General features: G+C 59.1%; 15 protein-coding genes. 1 reads left to right on the top strand and 14 read right to left on the bottom strand.

What is annotated here, in order from left to right; all coding sequences use genetic code 11:
- Window positions 1–98 precede the first annotated feature (98 nt).
- The gene (locus ACS1BR_RS07230; RefSeq protein ID WP_463561292.1) at window positions 99–506 is read left to right on the top strand and encodes a winged helix-turn-helix transcriptional regulator; all 408 of its coding nucleotides are present in this window, start codon (window positions 99–101) and stop codon (window positions 504–506) included.
- Here the strand turns inward: ACS1BR_RS07230 and dnaE are convergent.
- The 14 genes from dnaE to murD form a co-directional block, all read right to left on the bottom strand.
- The gene (dnaE, locus tag ACS1BR_RS07225; protein WP_463561291.1) at window positions 503–4,042 is read right to left on the bottom strand and encodes a DNA polymerase III subunit alpha; all 3,540 of its coding nucleotides are present in this window, start codon (window positions 4,040–4,042) and stop codon (window positions 503–505) included. The genes ACS1BR_RS07230 and dnaE overlap by 4 nt on opposite strands.
- A 56-nt stretch (window positions 4,043–4,098) precedes the next feature.
- A complete protein-coding gene (locus ACS1BR_RS07220) occupies window positions 4,099–5,001 on the bottom strand; it encodes an RluA family pseudouridine synthase (protein WP_463561657.1) in 903 nt (300 codons plus the stop codon).
- A gap of 55 nt (window positions 5,002–5,056) precedes the next feature.
- Entirely contained in the window at window positions 5,057–5,653 is a 597-nt protein-coding gene (gene lspA, locus ACS1BR_RS07215) for a signal peptidase II (RefSeq protein WP_463561290.1), read from the bottom strand.
- Window positions 5,654–5,865: 212 nt separating this feature from the next.
- Complete coding sequence (locus ACS1BR_RS07210; protein WP_463561289.1) at window positions 5,866–6,540, bottom strand: DivIVA domain-containing protein; 675 nt, start codon at window positions 6,538–6,540, stop codon at window positions 5,866–5,868.
- A gap of 264 nt (window positions 6,541–6,804) precedes the next feature.
- Entirely contained in the window at window positions 6,805–7,104 is a 300-nt protein-coding gene (locus ACS1BR_RS07205; protein WP_463561288.1) for a YggT family protein, read from the bottom strand.
- A gap of 18 nt (window positions 7,105–7,122) precedes the next feature.
- Complete coding sequence (locus tag ACS1BR_RS07200) at window positions 7,123–7,758, bottom strand: cell division protein SepF (protein ID WP_463561287.1); 636 nt, start codon at window positions 7,756–7,758, stop codon at window positions 7,123–7,125.
- Window positions 7,759–7,849: 91 nt separating this feature from the next.
- On the bottom strand, window positions 7,850–8,638 hold the full coding sequence (locus ACS1BR_RS07195; RefSeq protein ID WP_463561286.1) for a YggS family pyridoxal phosphate-dependent enzyme: 789 nt from the start codon (window positions 8,636–8,638) through the stop codon (window positions 7,850–7,852).
- Entirely contained in the window at window positions 8,635–9,375 is a 741-nt protein-coding gene (locus ACS1BR_RS07190) for a purine nucleoside phosphorylase YfiH/LACC1 family protein (protein ID WP_463561285.1), read from the bottom strand. The genes ACS1BR_RS07195 and ACS1BR_RS07190 overlap by 4 nt, the downstream gene beginning before the upstream one ends.
- A 261-nt stretch (window positions 9,376–9,636) precedes the next feature.
- A complete protein-coding gene (gene ftsZ, locus ACS1BR_RS07185; RefSeq protein ID WP_463561284.1) occupies window positions 9,637–10,821 on the bottom strand; it encodes a cell division protein FtsZ in 1,185 nt (394 codons plus the stop codon).
- Window positions 10,822–11,022: 201 nt separating this feature from the next.
- Window positions 11,023–11,934: a cell division protein FtsQ/DivIB gene (locus ACS1BR_RS07180; RefSeq protein ID WP_463561283.1), complete on the bottom strand. Its 912-nt coding sequence runs from the start codon at window positions 11,932–11,934 to the stop codon at window positions 11,023–11,025.
- 2 nt (window positions 11,935–11,936) lie between these two features.
- Window positions 11,937–13,412: a UDP-N-acetylmuramate--L-alanine ligase gene (murC, locus tag ACS1BR_RS07175; protein ID WP_463561282.1), complete on the bottom strand. Its 1,476-nt coding sequence runs from the start codon at window positions 13,410–13,412 to the stop codon at window positions 11,937–11,939.
- Entirely contained in the window at window positions 13,409–14,497 is a 1,089-nt protein-coding gene (gene murG, locus ACS1BR_RS07170) for an undecaprenyldiphospho-muramoylpentapeptide beta-N-acetylglucosaminyltransferase (protein WP_463561281.1), read from the bottom strand. The genes murC and murG overlap by 4 nt, the downstream gene beginning before the upstream one ends.
- A gap of 80 nt (window positions 14,498–14,577) precedes the next feature.
- Window positions 14,578–16,278, bottom strand: coding sequence for an FtsW/RodA/SpoVE family cell cycle protein (locus tag ACS1BR_RS07165; RefSeq protein WP_463561280.1), 1,701 nt, complete (start codon window positions 16,276–16,278; stop codon window positions 14,578–14,580).
- A 23-nt stretch (window positions 16,279–16,301) separates the two neighbouring features.
- Window positions 16,302–17,834 (bottom strand): UDP-N-acetylmuramoyl-L-alanine--D-glutamate ligase, encoded by a 1,533-nt coding sequence (gene murD, locus ACS1BR_RS07160; protein WP_463561279.1) that lies wholly within the window; start codon window positions 17,832–17,834, stop codon window positions 16,302–16,304.

The raw sequence follows: 17,834 nt of genomic DNA, 5'->3' as shown, positions 1-17,834 counted from the left end.
GAAACGGTTTTGCGATCCAACACCCCAATACTATAAATTAGTAACCAATTACCTCAAGGTAACTAGAAGAAGTTTTAAAAAAATTACGGACAACCGCCATGCCCCCAAAACCCCAGGCCCCGCCGGCAGAAGAACTGCCCGCCAACGTTCTTGACCAGCACTGCCCCTCCCGCACCGTGCTACGCCACCTCACCGACCGCTGGACACCGCTCATCGTCACCGTGCTCGCCAGCGGTGACCCCGTGCGCTTCACAGATCTTAAAACCACCATTCAGGGAATCTCTCCCAAAGTCCTCACCGAAACACTGCGCTCCATGGAGCGCGACGGCCTACTCACCCGCCAGGTAACGGCCAGCGTGCCCCCGCGAGTAGACTACCGGCTCACCGAGCTAGGGCTCACCACGGTCGCCCCGCTCACCGCCCTACGCCGCTGGGCCGAAGAACACCTGGCAGAAGTGCAGGCCCACCGCGAGCGCTACGACGCCGAGCACACACCGGAGAGCTAGATATCTAGGCAGGACGGGCCCAACAGTACCTTAAGGTCACCGTACAGTGCCGGGTTCGGTTGCACCCGTAGCTCTGCCCCCAGCTTCATCAGCAGTTTTTTGGTGCGCGTATTCATCAGGATCCGCACCTCCGACTCCCCCCGGTGATTCCGCAGGATAGTGCGTAGCTCCCCCAGGTTCTCCTCGGTCGCCTTAAACTCCGGGATAGCTATGGTGACTGGCCCGGTCACCCCCTCAGCTGAGATTTCAGGAACGTTGAGCTCCTGGGCGCTGATCGTCACCGCGCCGTCGTCGCGTCTCTGCAGCCTACCCTTGATTGTGCAGATCAAATCTTCGGACAGTACCGGCGCAATTGGCTCGTATGCCCTGCCAAAAAACATCACCTCAATAGACCCGGTGCGGTCCTCAAGTTCTACCCTCGCATAGGGGTTACCTGAAGACTTAGCGATCCGCCGTGACACCGAGGTAATCATGCCCGCCACGGTTACTGTAGCGCCATCGGGTTTCAGCGAATCCTCAGCGATCAGAGACTGCACCGAAGAGTCGGAGAGCGCATCCAGCTGATCTTCGATACCCCGCAGCGGGTGGTCAGACACGTAAAGCCCCAGCATTTCCCGCTCAAAATTGAGCTTATCCCGCTTCTCCCACTCGGGTACATCGGGGATTGTCACCATCAGATCTCCCGACGGGTCGTCGTCGTCGAGGCCCATGCCCCCAAAAAGATCAAACTGGCCGGCTGCCTCCTGGCGTTTAACCGCCACGGTGGCGTCAACCGCTTCCTCGTGAACCATGGACAGGGCCCGCCGGATATGCCCCAAATCATCAAAGGTCCCCGCCTTGATCAGCGAATCAACGGTGCGTTTATTGCAGACTACCGCCGGAACTTTTTTCAGGAAATCGTGGAAAGACTCAAACTTTCCCTTCTCCTCGCGGGCGGCCACCATGGATGTCACCACGTTGGTGCCCACGTTGCGGATAGCCCCCATGCCAAACCGGATATCCTCCCCTACGGGGGTAAAGTTCAGCTCGGATTCGTTGACGTCGGGGGGAAGCACAGTAATGTTCATGTGCCGGCACTCATTCAGGTAAAGCGCCAGCTTATCCTTATCATCACCCACACTGGTCAGCAGCGCCGCCATATACTCCTGCGGGTAGTGGGCTTTCAGGTAGGCGGTCCAGTAGGACACCAAGCCGTAAGCCGCCGTATGAGCCTTGTTGAACGCATAGTCGGAGAAGGGGAGCAGGATATCCCACAGCGCCTTCACCGCACCCTCAGAGTAGCCGTTATCCAGCATTCCCTGACGGAACGTCTCGTACTGTTTATCCAGTTCTGCCTTCTTCTTCTTGCCCATAGCCCGGCGCAGAATATCCGCCTCGCCCAGCGAGTAGTTGGCTACCTTCTGCGCGATCGCCATCACCTGCTCCTGGTAGACAATCAGCCCGTAGGTGGTGTCAAGAATATCTGCCAGCGGCTCATCCAGCTCGGGATGAATCGGGGTCACCTCCTGCGCCCCGTTTTTGCGCAGCGCATAGTTGGTGTGCGAGTTCGCACCCATCGGCCCCGGGCGGTAGAGGGCCAGCACCGCCGAAATGTGCTCAAAATGATCGGGCTGCATCAGCTTCAGCAGCGAGCGCATGGGCCCGCCGTCCAGCTGGAACACTCCCAGGGTGTCCCCGCGTGCCAGCAGCTTATAGGATTCCTCGTCATCGAGTTCTAGCTCTTCCAGTTTGAGGTCAAAATCCCGGTTGAGCTTAATGTTCTCCAGGGCATCAGAGATGATGGTGAGGTTACGCAGGCCCAGAAAATCCATTTTGATGAGCCCCAGCCCCTCGCAGGTGGGGTAGTCGAACTGGGTGATAACCTGCCCATCCTGTTCGCGGCGCATCACCGGTATCACGTCCAGAAGGTTGTGGCTGGACATGATAACGCCCGCAGCGTGAACCCCCCACTGACGCTTGAGGCCCTCAATACCCTTGGCGGTTTCGAAAACTTTGGAGGCGTCGGTGTCTGACTCTAGGAGGTCGCGTAGCTCCTGAGCGTCCCTGTAGCGTTTGTCGTCCTGGTTGTAGACGTTGGCCAGCGCAATGTTTTTGCCCATGATATCTTCGGGCATTGCCTTGGTGAGACGTTCGCCGGTGGAAAAGGGATAACCCAGCACACGGGAAGAGTCTTTGAGCGCCTGCTTGGCCTTAATGGTCCCATAGGTCACGATCATGGCAACCTTGTCTTCGCCGTATTTTTCGGTCACGTAGTGAATCACTTCGGACCGGCGGCGATCGTCAAAATCGACGTCGAAATCGGGCATCGAGACGCGGTCGGGGTTGAGAAAACGCTCAAAGATGAGGTCGTGGTTAAGCGGGTTCAGTTCGGTGATACGCATGGCGTAGGCGACCATTGACCCGGCGCCCGAACCGCGGCCTGGCCCCACCCGGATCCCTTTATTTTTTGCCCAGTTGATAAAGTCGGCAACCACCAGAAAATATCCGGGGAAACCCATCTGGGTGATAACCCCAACCTCGTAGTCGGCCTGTTTACGCACCCGATCAGGGATACCCTGCGGGAAACGGAAGTGCAGGCCCCGCTCGACCTCTTTCACAAACCAGGATTCCTCGCTTTCCCCCTCGGGCGTGGGAAAGTTCGGCATGTAGTTGGCGTTGAGGTTGAATTCCGCCCGGCAGCGTTCGGCAATTTCTAGCGTGTTATCGCAGGCTTCGGGGTAGTCGCGAAAAAGATTGCGCATCTCCTCGGGAGATTTCAGGTAGAACTCATCGGCGTCGAATTTGAACCGCTTGGGATCCTGCATGGTCGAACCCGACTGTACACAGAGCAGAGCCGCGTGCGCCTTATGGTCATCATAGTGGGTATAGTGCAGATCATTGGTGGCCACCAGCGGTAGTTTGAGCTGGCCGGCCAACCTGTGCAGATCCGCCATCACATTCTTCTCGATCCCCAGGCCGTGATCCATGATCTCGCAATAGTAGTTTTCTCGACCGAAAATATCCCGGTAGTCGGAGGCCGCCTGAAGGGCCTGCTCATACTGGCCCAAACGCAACCTGGTCTGTATCTCCCCGGAGGGGCAGCCCGTGGTAGCAATCAGCCCCCTGTGGTAGGTCTCTAAAATCTCCCGGTCCATGCGCGGCTTATAGAAATGCCCCTCCAACGAGGCCAGGCTAGAAGCTCGAAAAAGATTGTGCATGCCCTCGGTGGTTTCCGCCCACATGGTCATGTGCGTGTAGGCGCCACCGCCGGACACGTCGTCACGTCCGGCGTTCTCACCCCAGCGCACGCGCGTCCTATCGCTGCGGTGGGTCCCCGGGGTCACATATGCCTCCACCCCGATAATAGGTTTAATGTCGTATTGGCGGGCCTTGTTCCAGAAATCAAAAGCACCAAAAAGAAAACCGTGATCGGTGGTGGCCACCGAGTCCATGCCCAACTCCTTGGCGTGTTCAAAGAGATCACCGATACGCGCAGCCCCGTCAAGCATGGAGTACTCGGTGTGTACGTGCAGGTGGGCAAATCCCTTGTTAGCCACGATAAGGTCTCTTTCTTTTCTCGCCTGTCAGTTACCGGAGGTTTACACGGCAGAACCTAGAACCCTCCCCCGCGCAAAGATTCCAGGGCAAATTCTAAATCGTGCGGGTAATCGCTCACAAACTCCACCCGCTCCCCCGTGCCCGGGTGGTCAAACCCCAGCCGGTGGGCGTGCAACCACTGACGTGTTAGCCCAAGATTAGCACCCAGGCCGGGGTCGGCACCGTAGGTGAGATCACCGGCGCAGGGATGGTGGAGCGCCGAAAAGTGCACGCGAATCTGGTGGGTGCGCCCGGTCTCAAGGTGCACTTCAACCAGGGAGGCGGGCCCAAATGCCTCAAGCACCCGGTAGTGGGTGACCGAATCCCTGCCACCCTCGACCACCGCGAACTTCCACTCATAGCCGGGGTGCCTGCCAATTGGAGCATCGATGGTCCCCTGAAGCGGATCCGGGATACCCTGCACCAGTGCGTGGTAGACCTTGGTAACGGTACGCTCTTTGAAAGCGCGCTTGAGCAAACTGTAAGAGTGCTCGTTTTTGGCAAGCACCATCAGCCCCGACGTTCCCACATCCAATCGATGCACAATGCCCTGCCGTTCGGCAGCGCCCGAGGTGGAAATACCAATCCCCTCAGCCAGAAGAGCGCCCACGACGGTGGGTCCGTGCCAACCCGGTGAGGGGTGGGCGGCCACTCCGGCAGGCTTATCAACCACCACAATATCCCGGTCCCGATGAACCACCCTGAAACCATCTGCCTGTTGAGGCTTTACCTCCATCGGATCAGGTGGGGCCGGGGCATCCACACTCACCAGATCCCCGGTAGCCAGCCGATAGCTTTTGGCCACCTTCACTGTTCGCCCCGCTGGTTCTTCCACCCGCACCAGGCCCTCTTTTACCCAGGCCGCGACCAGGCTCCGCGGAAGCCCAAAGTGGGCCGAGACCGCGGCATCGAGCCGCATACCCGACTCAGCAGCCCCCGCAGTAAAACTACCCTGAATTCTCCGATCCACGCGGCTACCTCCCCGAGTCCCCGGCACCGGTCTCATGCCCGTCTCCGCCTGCTCTACCGGAATGATCCCGGCTGCCGTCAAGATTAACACCCCTGAACACCAGCACCACGAGTAAACCCATGGCCAGACATATGCAGGTATCGGCAAGGTTAAAGACCGCAAAACTACCGACCGAAATAAAATCAACCACGTGCCCCACACCAAAACCCGGTGGACGTACCAACCGGTCAGTCAGATTACCCAACACCCCACCCAGCAGAAGGCTCAGCGTAAAAACCCAGGCGGCAGAATGAGCTCGCACAAGATAAAACAGGCTAACCGCCACGGCCGCCACCATCACCAGGGTAAACACCCAGGTGTAGCCGGTCCCAATTGAAAAAGCGGCCCCGGGATTAAGAATATAGTGCCACCGGGCTACACCCTCAATGACAGTGATTTTCTGCCCCACCGTCATAGTGGTTTCAACCAGATGTTTGGTCCACTGATCCGCACCGTAGGCCAGCACCAGCACAGACAGGGCAAGAAACACCCTGGGGCCCCGCCGCAGAACCCCGGCAGGGCGGCTATCCCGGTCGGAACGGACATGAGACGTAGATGTCACGGGGCAAATCCTTCCTGTACGGTGTGCGGGTCTGAGCCCCTACAGTCATGCTCTCTACGGCAGTTCGCTGAGGTAGCACAGTGACAAGATCGACAGCAAAGGACGGCGGGTAACCGTCCGGGAAATCCCCGAACAGACCACCCACCGTCCCAGCATGCGTGGTGAAGCACAAAGCCCACGGCCCCTTTTACCCCATCACCCACGCTGTTTATTTATTGTTGCGTCGACTTTGAACCCGTGTTCGGCTTAGCCGGCATGTTGGGCATCTTGTCAATAACATAGGAACCTGACTTCAGGTCAGAGAGCTGCTCTTCAATGTACTTCTGGATACCGGTACGATACTGCTGCTCAAAACCGCGCAGCTGCTCAATAGTGCCTTCAAGATCTGTTCTGGTGCTGTCGAGATCACCAAGCACCTTCACGCGCTCATCCTCAGCCGCGGCCACGATAGTGTCCGCCTCCTCACGACTCTGCGCGATAAGACGGGCTTTCTCGCGCTGCCCCTCAAGCACGTAGTCATCGTGTACCCTCTGAGCCATAGCCAACAGCGAAGCTGCGGTGGAGGGATCATTGGCGTTACCGGCCACGGGAGCGGCAGTATCGGAAGGCGCTGAGCCCCCCTCGGGAACAACAATCGCTGTTGTGGGTGCCTCGGCAACATCGCCCTCAACAACCGTCACGCTCTCATCCGCTTGTACAACAGCCTCAGCAGCGCGACTCTCAGCCTCCTCAAGCTGCCGTTTGAGACTGGAGTTTTCGGCGTTAAGACGCCGCAGCTCGATCACAATCTCGTCAAGAAAATCATCAACCTCTTCCGGGTTGTAACCTTCTTTAAATTTGGTTGCCTGGAACCGTTTGTTAATAACTTCTTCTGGTGTCAGGGCCACTAAAATTTTCACCTCTAAAATTCAAGCTATCTGCACGACGATGCTACAAATCCCTAAGCACCGCCGAGTAATAGAAATTTTACCTAGTTTCTACACCTGCCGGTATGAATACATGTGTGTCTTCTTCGAAAACCACGGTTCTTCTTCCGTGAAGTCTACACCGCCTAACCGCACTTCAACAGATAGGTTGAAGCCAGATTGCGGCCAATACTTGGTAAGTTCTTCCCCACCCTCTCTCTCGGTCACTGTATAAAGCTTATCTGGCTAGGAAACTCGAACGGTGATCAGCTGCAGCTGCCCGTAGAGGATACCGACCAAAATCACAAGAATAAGAAAACCCAAATCCAGCGACATGCCGCCAATCCTCAGCGGGGGTACCTTACGCCGCAAAAAATTCATGGGAGGATCAGTCACCGCGTTAACGGCAGAGGCCAAGATCAGCGCCGCCCCCCTGGGCCTCCAGTAGCGGGCAAACTGCTGAATCCAGTCAAAGATAAGCCTGAGAATCAGCGCAAAATAGAACAGGTAGGCCGCAATGGCCAGCACAGCAAAAATGTAACCCATAGACCGGTCCCCGTTTCTTTAGCCCTGGTTAAACAGGTCCGAAGAATCACTGTCCAACGCCACCGGCACCTCTGCACCCTCGGCACCGAGCACCTCAAGGTTGGCCGGGGTCAGCAAAAACACCTTATCGGTTACCCGCTCAATAGAGCCGTGAAGGGCAAACACCAGCCCGGCCGAGAAATCAACCAGCCGCTTGGCCTCTGTCTCCCCCATATCGGTGACATTCATAATCACCGGGATACTCTCCCGGAAAGATTCACCAATAATCTTCGCGTCATTGTAGGAACGCGGGTGGATGGTAGTGATACGGCTCAATTCTTCTTCGCTTTCGTTATGATCGGGATACGTGCGGTGGTAGCCGGCCTCGTAGCCTCTACCGGCTAAAGAGGCACCTGCCGGTCCAGAACCCGCTACCGCATAGCCGGATTCGTCGTAGGACTCATACTCCGAGCCATCATAGCGAATTTCCTCACCGTCCCGGTACCGGTCACCGTCGTGATAGTCTGCCAGAGGCTCACCACCGTCACCGTGAAAATCCTCAAAATGCTCATCCCGGTGGGCCCCAGACCCGGCCTGCTTTTCTGCGCGTGAAGGCTCGTCGTGTTCGGCCAAGCCCAGGTACACCATCGCCTGTTGAAGTGTGCGTCCGGCCATTGTTTCACTCCCAATCAGCAGGGTTTATCGATCCAGTATTGCGCGCCCCTCACCCGGTGTCTGCGGCGGGGCAGAAGGTAGAGTCCGCGCCCTAGTCTACCAGCGAACGGCTTCCCATGATTTGTGAGCCAACCCGCACCGTGGTCGACCCCCATCGAATCGCCGCCGCCATATCTGCACTCATTCCCGCCGATATTTCATCTGCCCGCGGATACCGGTGGCGTAGCTGCTGAGCAAACCCATACAAGCGCTCAAAGACCCGATCGGGGTCAGCACCCAGCGGAGCCACCGCCATCAGCCCCCTACAGCGCAACCCCTCCTCAGACTCAATCTGCTCTGCCAAAGCCAGCATATCGTCAGGGTCAGCGCCGCCGCGCGGCCCACCGGCCGCCACTGCCTCGTCGAGATTTAGCTGAATCAGACAGTCCAGCCCACCGTCCCTGTAGGCACGAGGGGCGGCAATCTCGCCATTTTCAAAACGCGCCACCTGGCCCCTATAAGCTTTACCCAGAGCCCTCACCAGCGAGGGCCGATCAACAGACTGCACATCAGAGGCGTAACGCACCACCGATTTCGCCTTATTCGTCTGCAGCTGCCCGATATAGGACCACCGCAGGGTCTCAGCCCCGTAGTCCCCTAGCTGCTCCGCCTTAGCAGCCGCCTCCCGATCACGGTTCTCCCCTACCCGGCGCACGCCCAAATCGTAGAGAGCAGCAACATCGGCGGCGGGAAAAAATTTGGTTACCACCGTCAGCTGCGGCACCGGCGAGTCCGGGGTACGCACCCCGCTATAGTCCTCAGCCGCCCGCACGATCTCCTGCCGCACCCGTAGCAGACTCTGCTCAAGCTGCCGATACCGCTGCATACTGTACTCCGTCATCTCTCCTCCCGATCTATCCATACCAGCCCGGCAAAGCGCCCCGGCTCATCACCGCGCCGGTGCGAATAGAGGTCCGGCGTCTGCAGAGTACAGGCAGCCAGACCGGTATGAACCTTCCGCACCTCGGGTAAGGAATCCAGTAACTCGCAGGCGGCGGCCCCCAGATCAAGTGCCGGGGTCCCCCATGACGTCCTTGAAGCTATCCGGCCAAACATCTGCTGAGAACTTTCTCGCATATCTTCCGGAACCTCGTAGCAGCTCCCGCAAATCGAGGGCCCCAGCCACACCTGGATATGTCCGGCACCGCGAGCCACCATCGCCTCCACGGTGCGCTGAATAACGCCGGCAAGTAGCCCCCTCCGCCCCGCGTGAGCAACGGCAAGAACGGGAAGGCGAGACGGATCCCCCTCAACCTCGCCCACCAAAACCAGCGGAATACAGTCGGCCACCATCACCGCCAGAGGCCGGCCCCGACGTGTCACCGCCGCATCTGCCACCGGCGCTGCCTCAAGCACCCGAGTCCCCTGTTCCCGGTCCAACGGAGAAACCGCAGCGATAACCCCGCCAGCGTCAGCGTCAAAAACCTCCGTGCCGTGTACCTGGTTGAGATAAACAAAGTGACTGCCCGGATCCAGCGTGTCTTCCAGCGCTGCACGGTTGACCAGCACACGCCCGGGGTCATCCCCCACGTGCAAACCAAGGTTTCCCGCCCCCTTTCCGGTAAAACCCACGTGCACGGTAGCCCCCGATAAATACATCGCTTCATGGGAAAAAAGTGTGTTCCCCCAAGAATGTCCGCCCAAAACCTATAGCCTCCATCATTCTGTACCGACTCGCACCGCCCAGCCATCGGCGGAAACCCTCGCCGATGACTCTCTTCACCGGCCCACACCCGAACGCACACAATGCCCCACCGTAGCTTCTTCGAATCTACCGGACAGGGCATTGTCGTGTGCTCAGTACTAAGCGGCGGTTACAGCACGCCTAGACCTCATGACCTACTTGAGAAAATCGGGAACATCCAGGGTTTCGCGCCGCTGCGAAGCGGCAGGATCCTCCACCACGGGGGGAAGGTCGACATCGAATCCGCCGCTTGCCGGCACATCGGTGCCGGACTGCCAAGCCTCACCCGACTGCCGGGCCGGGGCCGCAGTGTCACTGCCGAAAGACTGCTGGGTTCGGGTCGCCTGCTGGCTAGCCCCGGTGCTGTCGTTGGCATTGGTTTCGGGATTCACCGAGTCAAAACCGGCGGCGATAACGGTTACCCGAGCCTCGTCTCCCAGGGCGTCATCAATCACCGCGCCAAAGATAATGTTGGCATCGGGATGAGCGACTTCCTGGACCAGGCGGGCCGCCTCATTAATTTCAAAGAGGCCCAAATCCGAACCACCCTGAATAGAGAGCAGCACCCCGTGAGCGCCATCAATTGAGGCTTCAAGCAGCGGGGAGGCAATAGCGAGCTCGGCCGCCTTCACCGCACGATCCTCACCCGATGCCGAACCGATACCCATCAGGGCGGAACCCGCCCCCTGCATCACCGATTTAACATCGGCAAAGTCAAGGTTGATCAGGCCCGGGGTGGTAATGAGATCGGTAATTCCCTGCACACCCGAGAGAAGCACCTGGTCCGCTGATTTGAACGCATCAAGCATCGACACATTGCGGTCCGAGATCGACAGCAAACGATCGTTGGGGATAACGATCAGCGTGTCAACCTCGTCGCGCAGGGAGGCTATACCGGTCTCGGCCTGGTTGGACCGACGCCGCCCCTCAAACGTGAAGGGACGGGTGACCACGCCGATCGTCAAAGCTCCCAGCGACCGCGCAATGCGGGCCACCACGGGTGCGCCACCGGTGCCGGTACCACCGCCCTCACCGGCGGTCACAAAAACCATATCTGCGCCTTTGAGGACCTCTTCGATTTCCTGTTCGTGGTCTTCGGCAGCCTGACGGCCAACCTCGGGGTTAGCGCCCGCACCGAGACCGCGGGTGAGCTCGCGGCCGACATCAAGCTTAACGTCGGCATCGGACATCAGTAGCGCCTGGGCATCGGTGTTAATAGCGATGAACTCAACGCCGCGCAGACCTACCTCAATCATGCGGTTGACCGCGTTTACGCCACCGCCGCCGATGCCGACGACTTTAATAACTGCCAGGTAGTTCTGGGGGGTTGCAGTGTCCATAGATTCCCTCAATTGTCTTGGATTTGTGGTTGAATCGACTTCTAAACTCTATATTGAAGGTTTATTTTTTCGTTTCAAACTGGTTATGTTTCAGAAAAAGCGTATCAATAGAGGTCAGGGCGTGTCTCATGATTTTCGACCAAGTTCACCGATTTTCCCCGAAAACAGAAGATTACACCAAAACCTCAAGTATAGGTTGAATTATTTTGTTGTGGGTACCGTGGGGCTGGAGACATCATAGGTCGATACCGACCCGTCGCCCCCCACCGAGGCCATTAACTCAGTAAGAACTTTAGCTTTAAGCTCGTTATCAGAGGAAGACCCCCACACCACCTGCACCCCGTCGCTCATCACCAGCGAGATGGTTGAGGCAGAATCAGCCTTGGCCTCCTTCACCCGTGAGAGCAAACCGGCAGGCAGTGACTCCAGCACACTGGACACGGTGGCATATACCTCGGACGACAGAATATCCGTGCCACCGTCAACCAGCGGAACCCCGGCGGCCTCAGCAGAATCGAGGCTCCCCAGCTGTACACCTTCGGCATCAACCAGCTCATAGCCCCCACCGTTTTTCACCACCGCAACCGGCACCCGCTCCTGCACCGTAACCACCAGTTCGTGCGGTGGTCTGGCTTCAATCGACACCGTGCGCACCAGGTGCGACTCCCCGATGAGCTCGGCTACCTCCTGCTGGGTCACCCGGGTCAGCGGCCTACCGTGTAAAGGCTGCAAACTCTGTTCAACCTCCGACCTCTGCAACAAAGAGGTGCCCTCCACTGTAATAGTTCTGGTGGCCAGCAGAGAGGAATAAAAAACGAGACCAATAAAAAGTGCCGCCAAAACCAGGCCGGTAAGTAGCAGGTAGCCCCACCGTTTCATCCGCCGCAGCTTGCGCCCCTGCACGGACTGAGGCGGGGTAAGAGTGTTGTCCTCGGCCGGACTAACGCTAGCGGCCTCCGCCCTCCTGGCCCGCCACTGTGAAAACTTACTCTGCTCTACCGCCTCCACCCACGAGTCGTCGCTCAGCGGAGTGACCTTAGCAGAATTGACCCGAACCCGACTCTGCCGCCCTTTTGCCGAACCGGGTTGACCGCTATCTTTCTCGGAAGCCACGGCTAATTTTCCGCCCGCATCGAAAGCGCCCGAACAATCCGCGGCCCGTAGTTCGTGACATTACCGGCGCCCACAGTCATCACCACATCACCCGGCCGAACCTGCCGGGCGATAAGCTCAACAGCGGTATCGCCGGACTCAGCATAGTGAATCTCGGAGTAGCCGGCATCGGTGATCAGACGGCTGGTCACACCCTCAATCGGCAGCTCCCTGGCCGGGTATATATCGAGCACATAGGCCCGGTCTGCCAGCGAGAGGGCCCGCGCAAAATCGGAAGAGAACTCGCGGGTACGCGAAAAAAGATGGGGCTGAAAAAGCACGTACAGGTTATGTCCGGCCGCCACGATGCGCCCGGCCTCCAGAGCCCGATCCACCTCGGTGGGGTGGTGGGCGTAGTCATCAAAAACCTTAACCCCCTCAACCTCACCGCGCAGTGTAAACCGACGGTCAGCACCCCGAAAATGCGTCAACGCCTCCAACACAGCGGGTGCGGGCGCACCGGTGAGCAGACCGCAGATAAAGGAAGCAGCAGCATTGAGCTGATTGTGTCGACCCGGCAGGTGCAGTACCAAAGTGCCAGATCCGCTATAGCTCTCCCCCGCCAGGCTAAAATTCCAGTCAATAGACGACGAACAGGTGACCCCCTCACCGGTAATATTGCTGAGTCGGAGATCTGCGGCAGCAGATTCCCCGTAGGTCACCACATCTATACCCGCCTCGCGGCAACGCTGTGCCAGTGCTGCGGCACCGGGATCATCCAGGCAGGTCACCAGCACACCGCCGGGCTCAATCGAGGCGGCAAACCGGTTAAAAGCCTCCACAACACGATCGGCACTACCGTAAAAATCAAGATGGTCAGGTTCAGCGTTCGTCACCACCGCAATCTGCGGCCGGTAGCGCACAAAAGACCCGTCCGATTCATCGGCCTCAGCGATAAACCAGGACCGGTCGGAGCCGAGCCGAGCATTGGTCTCAAGACCGCCGATGATCGAACCCACCGCGAAAGAGGGTTCAAAACCCAGGGCGTCGATCATGAGAACGATCATGGAACCGGTAGTTGTTTTTCCGTGGGTTCCTGCGACCGCAATCACACGACGCTCCCCCATGGCGGCCGCCAGCGCCTGGGAACGGTGGAGCACCCGCAGATTCTTGGCTACCGCCTCGGCCAGTTCAGGGTTATCAGCCCTAATAGCCGTAGAGATCACGACCGTGTCGGCCTCCGAGACATTCCCTGCTGCCTGGGGCACACATATGCGTGCACCCAGCTCACGCAGCTGTTCCAGCACCGGGCTCTCGGACCGGTCAGACCCCGAAACCTGCATACCCGCCTGTAGCAGGAGTCGGGCAAGGGCAGACATGCCGGCCCCTCCTATCCCAATAAAATGCACCCTGCCCAGCTCACTGAGCTGAGGCCGCGGGGCGAAAGGTGGATTCAGCGGATCGGGCAGGTCAATATCAAGGTTCATGACAGATTTCATGAGCGCGCCACCTTCAATACTTCTTGAGCCATCACGGAGGCTGCATTACGGATACCGTGACTATACGATTGTTCAGCCATGCGGTTAAGCCGCTGAGGGTCATTCATAAGAGCCGGAACGTTCTCCACAAACCACTCGGGCACAAAATCGGAATCATGAACCAGAATACCGGCCCCGGCATCCACCAGGGATCTAGCATTGAGGGCCTGCTCACCGTTCCCGATAGGCAGCGGCACAAAAATAGCCGGAAGCCCCACCGCCGCGACCTCGCAGACCGTTGCCGCACCCGAGCGCACGATCAGCAGATCCGCGGCAGCATAGACATCCTCCATGCCGGTGATGAACTCAACCTGGCGGTAGGAGTCAGCGGTGAGCAACCGCCCCCCGTCATCGGTCAGGGCTTTACCCCTACCGGTAATGTGCAGGAGCTGAAAACCCCACTCGTTCAGCCTACCGTATACCTCACGAACGGTCTGGTTGAGGCTGGCAGCACCCAGCGAACCGCCGGTAACCACCAGAGTCGGTTTCTCGGGCTCAAGGCCAAGCCGCAGGCGCGCCGATTCCCGGGCTGCGGACCGGTCCAGAGTTTCAATATTTTTCCGCATGGGCATACCCACACGTTTGGCACCGGCCAAAGGGGTATGGGCAAATGCCGTGGCCACCACCGCCGCCTTGCGGGCACCTACCCGGTTAGCCAGCCCAGGTTTGGCGTTTGCCTCGTGGATAACCACCGGGATACCCAACCGGTTGGCCGCAAGGTAGATGGGGGTGCACACATAGCCACCCACACCCACCACAGCGTCGGCGGAAAAATCGCTCAGGATCCCGCGAGCAATCTTCACCGAGGATAAAAAGTCGGTGGGAAATTTGAGGGCCGACAGCTCGGGTCGGCGCGGGAAAGGCACACGCGGTACGAAAGCGATATCGTAGCCGGCTTGGGGAATGAGACGGGCCTCCATACCGTTTTCTGTGCCAACTGTAAGGATCTTCGCCTCGGGTGCAAGCTCACCCAGTTCGCGCGCAATAGCGAGCATGGGGTTAATGTGCCCAGCTGTTCCGCCGCCGGCTAGAACAATTGATGTCATGCCACCCTCTCCAGAATATTTTTTCGTGCGGTTCAATTTTACGGGTTGAGCCTGCTCTGCCCTAACCGCAGCCGCACCGTTTAGTCAGGGCGGTTTTTCTTGCGGTCACGGCTCTGCCGGATCGGAACCAGCCCGGGGGGCAGATCCCTAGATTTTTTCTTACCCGCGGTTTTACCCGCTGCCGGGTCCTGTCGGTACCCAGCCCGCTGGCTTTCTGGCCGAGACGACGCCGCGCTTCCGCTCGCTTTCCGAGGTCGGCCGCCCCCGGTGGCGGTACCTGTCTGCTTTGGGCCTCCGCGGGAGGCTGAGGTGGACGACTTGGGAGGTACTTGCTTCTTGACCGATACCGGCCCCCGCCCTCTGCCCGGCCTGCCCGCCCCGGGGCGGGACCGCCCTGTCCCCACCCCCAGATACCGCAACCAGTTCATGATGTCGAAGCCTACGTTCGGTTCCTCTGCCGCAATACGAGCGTTTTCGTGCGCCACAACCCTACCCAGAGCCGCACGGCGAGCACGTTCCTTGCGGGTTCCCCCGGAATAGTAGGTGTCATCCCCTCCGGCAACAATAGGACGCAGAGGTGTCTGCCGGGCAAAACCGATGAGCACACCCACCGCAGCCAGCGAAGAGACCAGGGAGGTACCCCCGTAGGAGATAAAAGGTAGCGGTATACCAATCACCGGTAGCATTCCGGTGACCATGGCGATATTGATGATGGCCTGCCCCGAAATCCAGGCCAGGATAATACCCGATGCCAGAGCCACAAAGCGGTCTGCCGAGCGCAGCATAATGCGCACCACACAGTAGATGAGCCCCAGGTAGAGGGCAATAACCAGCAGGGTGCCCAGAAGCCCCAGCTCCTCACCGATGACCGCAAAAATATAGTCGTTGTGGGCCTCGGGGAGATAGTTGTATTTCTGGCGGGAACGCCCCAGACCGACACCCCAAAACCCTCCCGTGGCCAGGGCGGCAAGACCGGAATTAGACTGGTCGCAGGTTGACCCCTCGCAATGCCCAAAGACTCCAAGCACGCGGGCAAGACGGTTAGGGCTGGTCACCACCATGGCACCCACCCCCAGCGCCGCCACAACTGCGCCGATCAGGAAACCTCGGATATTCATACCCGCCAGCCACAGGGCCGCCAGCACCATGATGCCGTAGACCAGCACTGTGCCCACGTCGTGGCCCAGCAGAATCAGCCCCATAAGCGGTAGCACCCCAAAAGCCAGGGGGAAAATTGCTTTGCGGTAACCGGTGGTGATAGTGCCCTGCTGGGTGAGCACCCAGGCCATCCAGAGGGAGGCAAAGAGCTTTGAGATTTCTGAAGGTTGCACACTGATACCGCCGCCGATGGACAGCCAGTTGCGGTTTCCGTTGACGGTCTCACCGACCAGCACCACACCCAGCTGTAGACCCAGCGCGAAAATTATGAGAAAGTGCATCACCCAGGCACGACGGTACCAGGTCACGGGAATGAAGGCCAGCACGATCATGAGGGCGATACCCAAGAGAGCGAAGACCATCTGCCGTGTCACCTGGCCAAACGGTGAGGAACCGGCGGCTATCTGCTCAACACTGGAGGCCGAAAGCACCATAATCAGGCCGAAGGCTGTAAGCCCCAGGGCTATCACGCTCAGCAGTGCCGGCACCCCGGCCAGCGAAGACATGGTTGTTCTGCGGAATTCGCGCCGAACAAACGAATAGAGGCCGCGCCACAGGCGGCGGGGCACGCTCTGCCTATGCTCCCCCGACGATACGGTGCCGCCGGTGGTTCCTGTAGTCACCCTACCCGCTCCCTTCCTCGGGGTCATTCGGCATTGAGCGTTGTTATCAGTTCTTCTACCGCCGCGATAAAGGTGTTTCCGCGGTCTGCGTAGGAGACGAACTGGTCCATTGATGCCGCTGCCGGTGCCATAAGTACCGTGTCCTCGGCTACCGCCTGCCTGTGGGCCTCAGCCACCGCCTGCTTCATGGCCGCCGCCCCGTCGGTGGGGTCTTCCAGCCGGTCGGTGATGTTGGTGACCGGCACGTCGGGGGCCAGATCGGCCAGTGCTTCTGCGAGGGCGGCAGTGTCGGTACCGATGAGGATAACCGCTTTAAGGCGGTCGCGGTGCTGGCTCACCAAGGGGCGGTAGTCCACTCCCTTGGAGAGTCCACCGGCCAGCCAGATGACCGGTGTGAAAGAGGCTAGGGATGCCTGCGCCGCGTGCGGGTTGGTGGCCTTGGAATCGTTGATCCAAAGTACACCTTCGGTGGTGGCAACCGGCTGAATACGGTGGGGGGCAGGCTGAAAGTCTCGTAGCCCCAGCCGCACGTTGTGAGGTTCAACCCCGGCGGCGCGGGCCAGGGAGGCGGCGGCGGCGGCATTTTCCACGGTGTGCTGGGTGGGTAGTGCGGAGATCTCGGATATATCTGCTAGTTCCAGGGCTTCCGTGCGACGCTTGTCGGTGAAGGCGCGGTCGACCAGAAGGTTCTCAACCACACCCACCATGGAGAGACCCGGGGTGTTAGCCCAGAAACCGATCGCTCGGGCTCCCTCAACCACCTCTGCCTCCTCGACCATGGTCACGGTCTCCGGCTGGTTAGCGTTGAAGATGCAGGCAACCTGTGTGTTCTCAAAAATACGGGCCTTGTCCGCCAGATAGTTCCGGTAGCTGCCGTGCCAGTCGATATGGTCTTCGGCAACATTGAGCACCACCGCCGCCAGCGGTGACATTGAGTGGGTCCAGTGCAGCTGAAAACTCGAGAGTTCAACCACAAAATAGTCGTATTCGACAGGGTCGCGCAGTGCGTCAAGAATGGGGGTTCCCACATTACCCACGGCAGCGACCTGCAAGCCGGCTGCCCGCAGGATTGAGGTGGTCATCCCCACTGTGGTGGTCTTTCCGTTAGTTCCGGTGACGCACAGCCAGCGAGGGGTTTTTCTCCCCCGACGGCTGTTGAGCCGCCAGGCAAGCTCAACGTCACCCCAGATCTGGATCCGCCGCTGTTCCGCCTCAGCCAGGATACCCAGCCTCGGAGACAGCCCGGGGCTGGTGATCACCAGCTCGGGTTCCCGCCCCTCTACCGGGGGCAGGGCTGCCATGGCGTCCTCACCCAGCAGTACTTCGGTGGCACCGACAATCATAAGGGTGTCTGCCTTAGCCCGGTTTTCTTCGCTGTCTGTGCCATCAACCACCACCACGCGGGCACCCAGCTCGATCAGGGTATCGGCGGCCGAAAAACCCGAAACACCCAGACCTGCCACCACCACGGCTAGCCCCTGCCAGGGGGAGTCCCAGCTGGTGAGCGCGTCAAGCTTCTCACTGTCATAGATAGGGTTCTCGTTTGTTGCGCGCAT

It is taken from the genome of Rothia sp. 18CD1-1 (genome assembly GCF_055285355.1).
The sequence above is the reverse complement of the archived record's forward strand: the minus strand, read 5'-3'. Positions and strand labels throughout refer to the sequence as shown.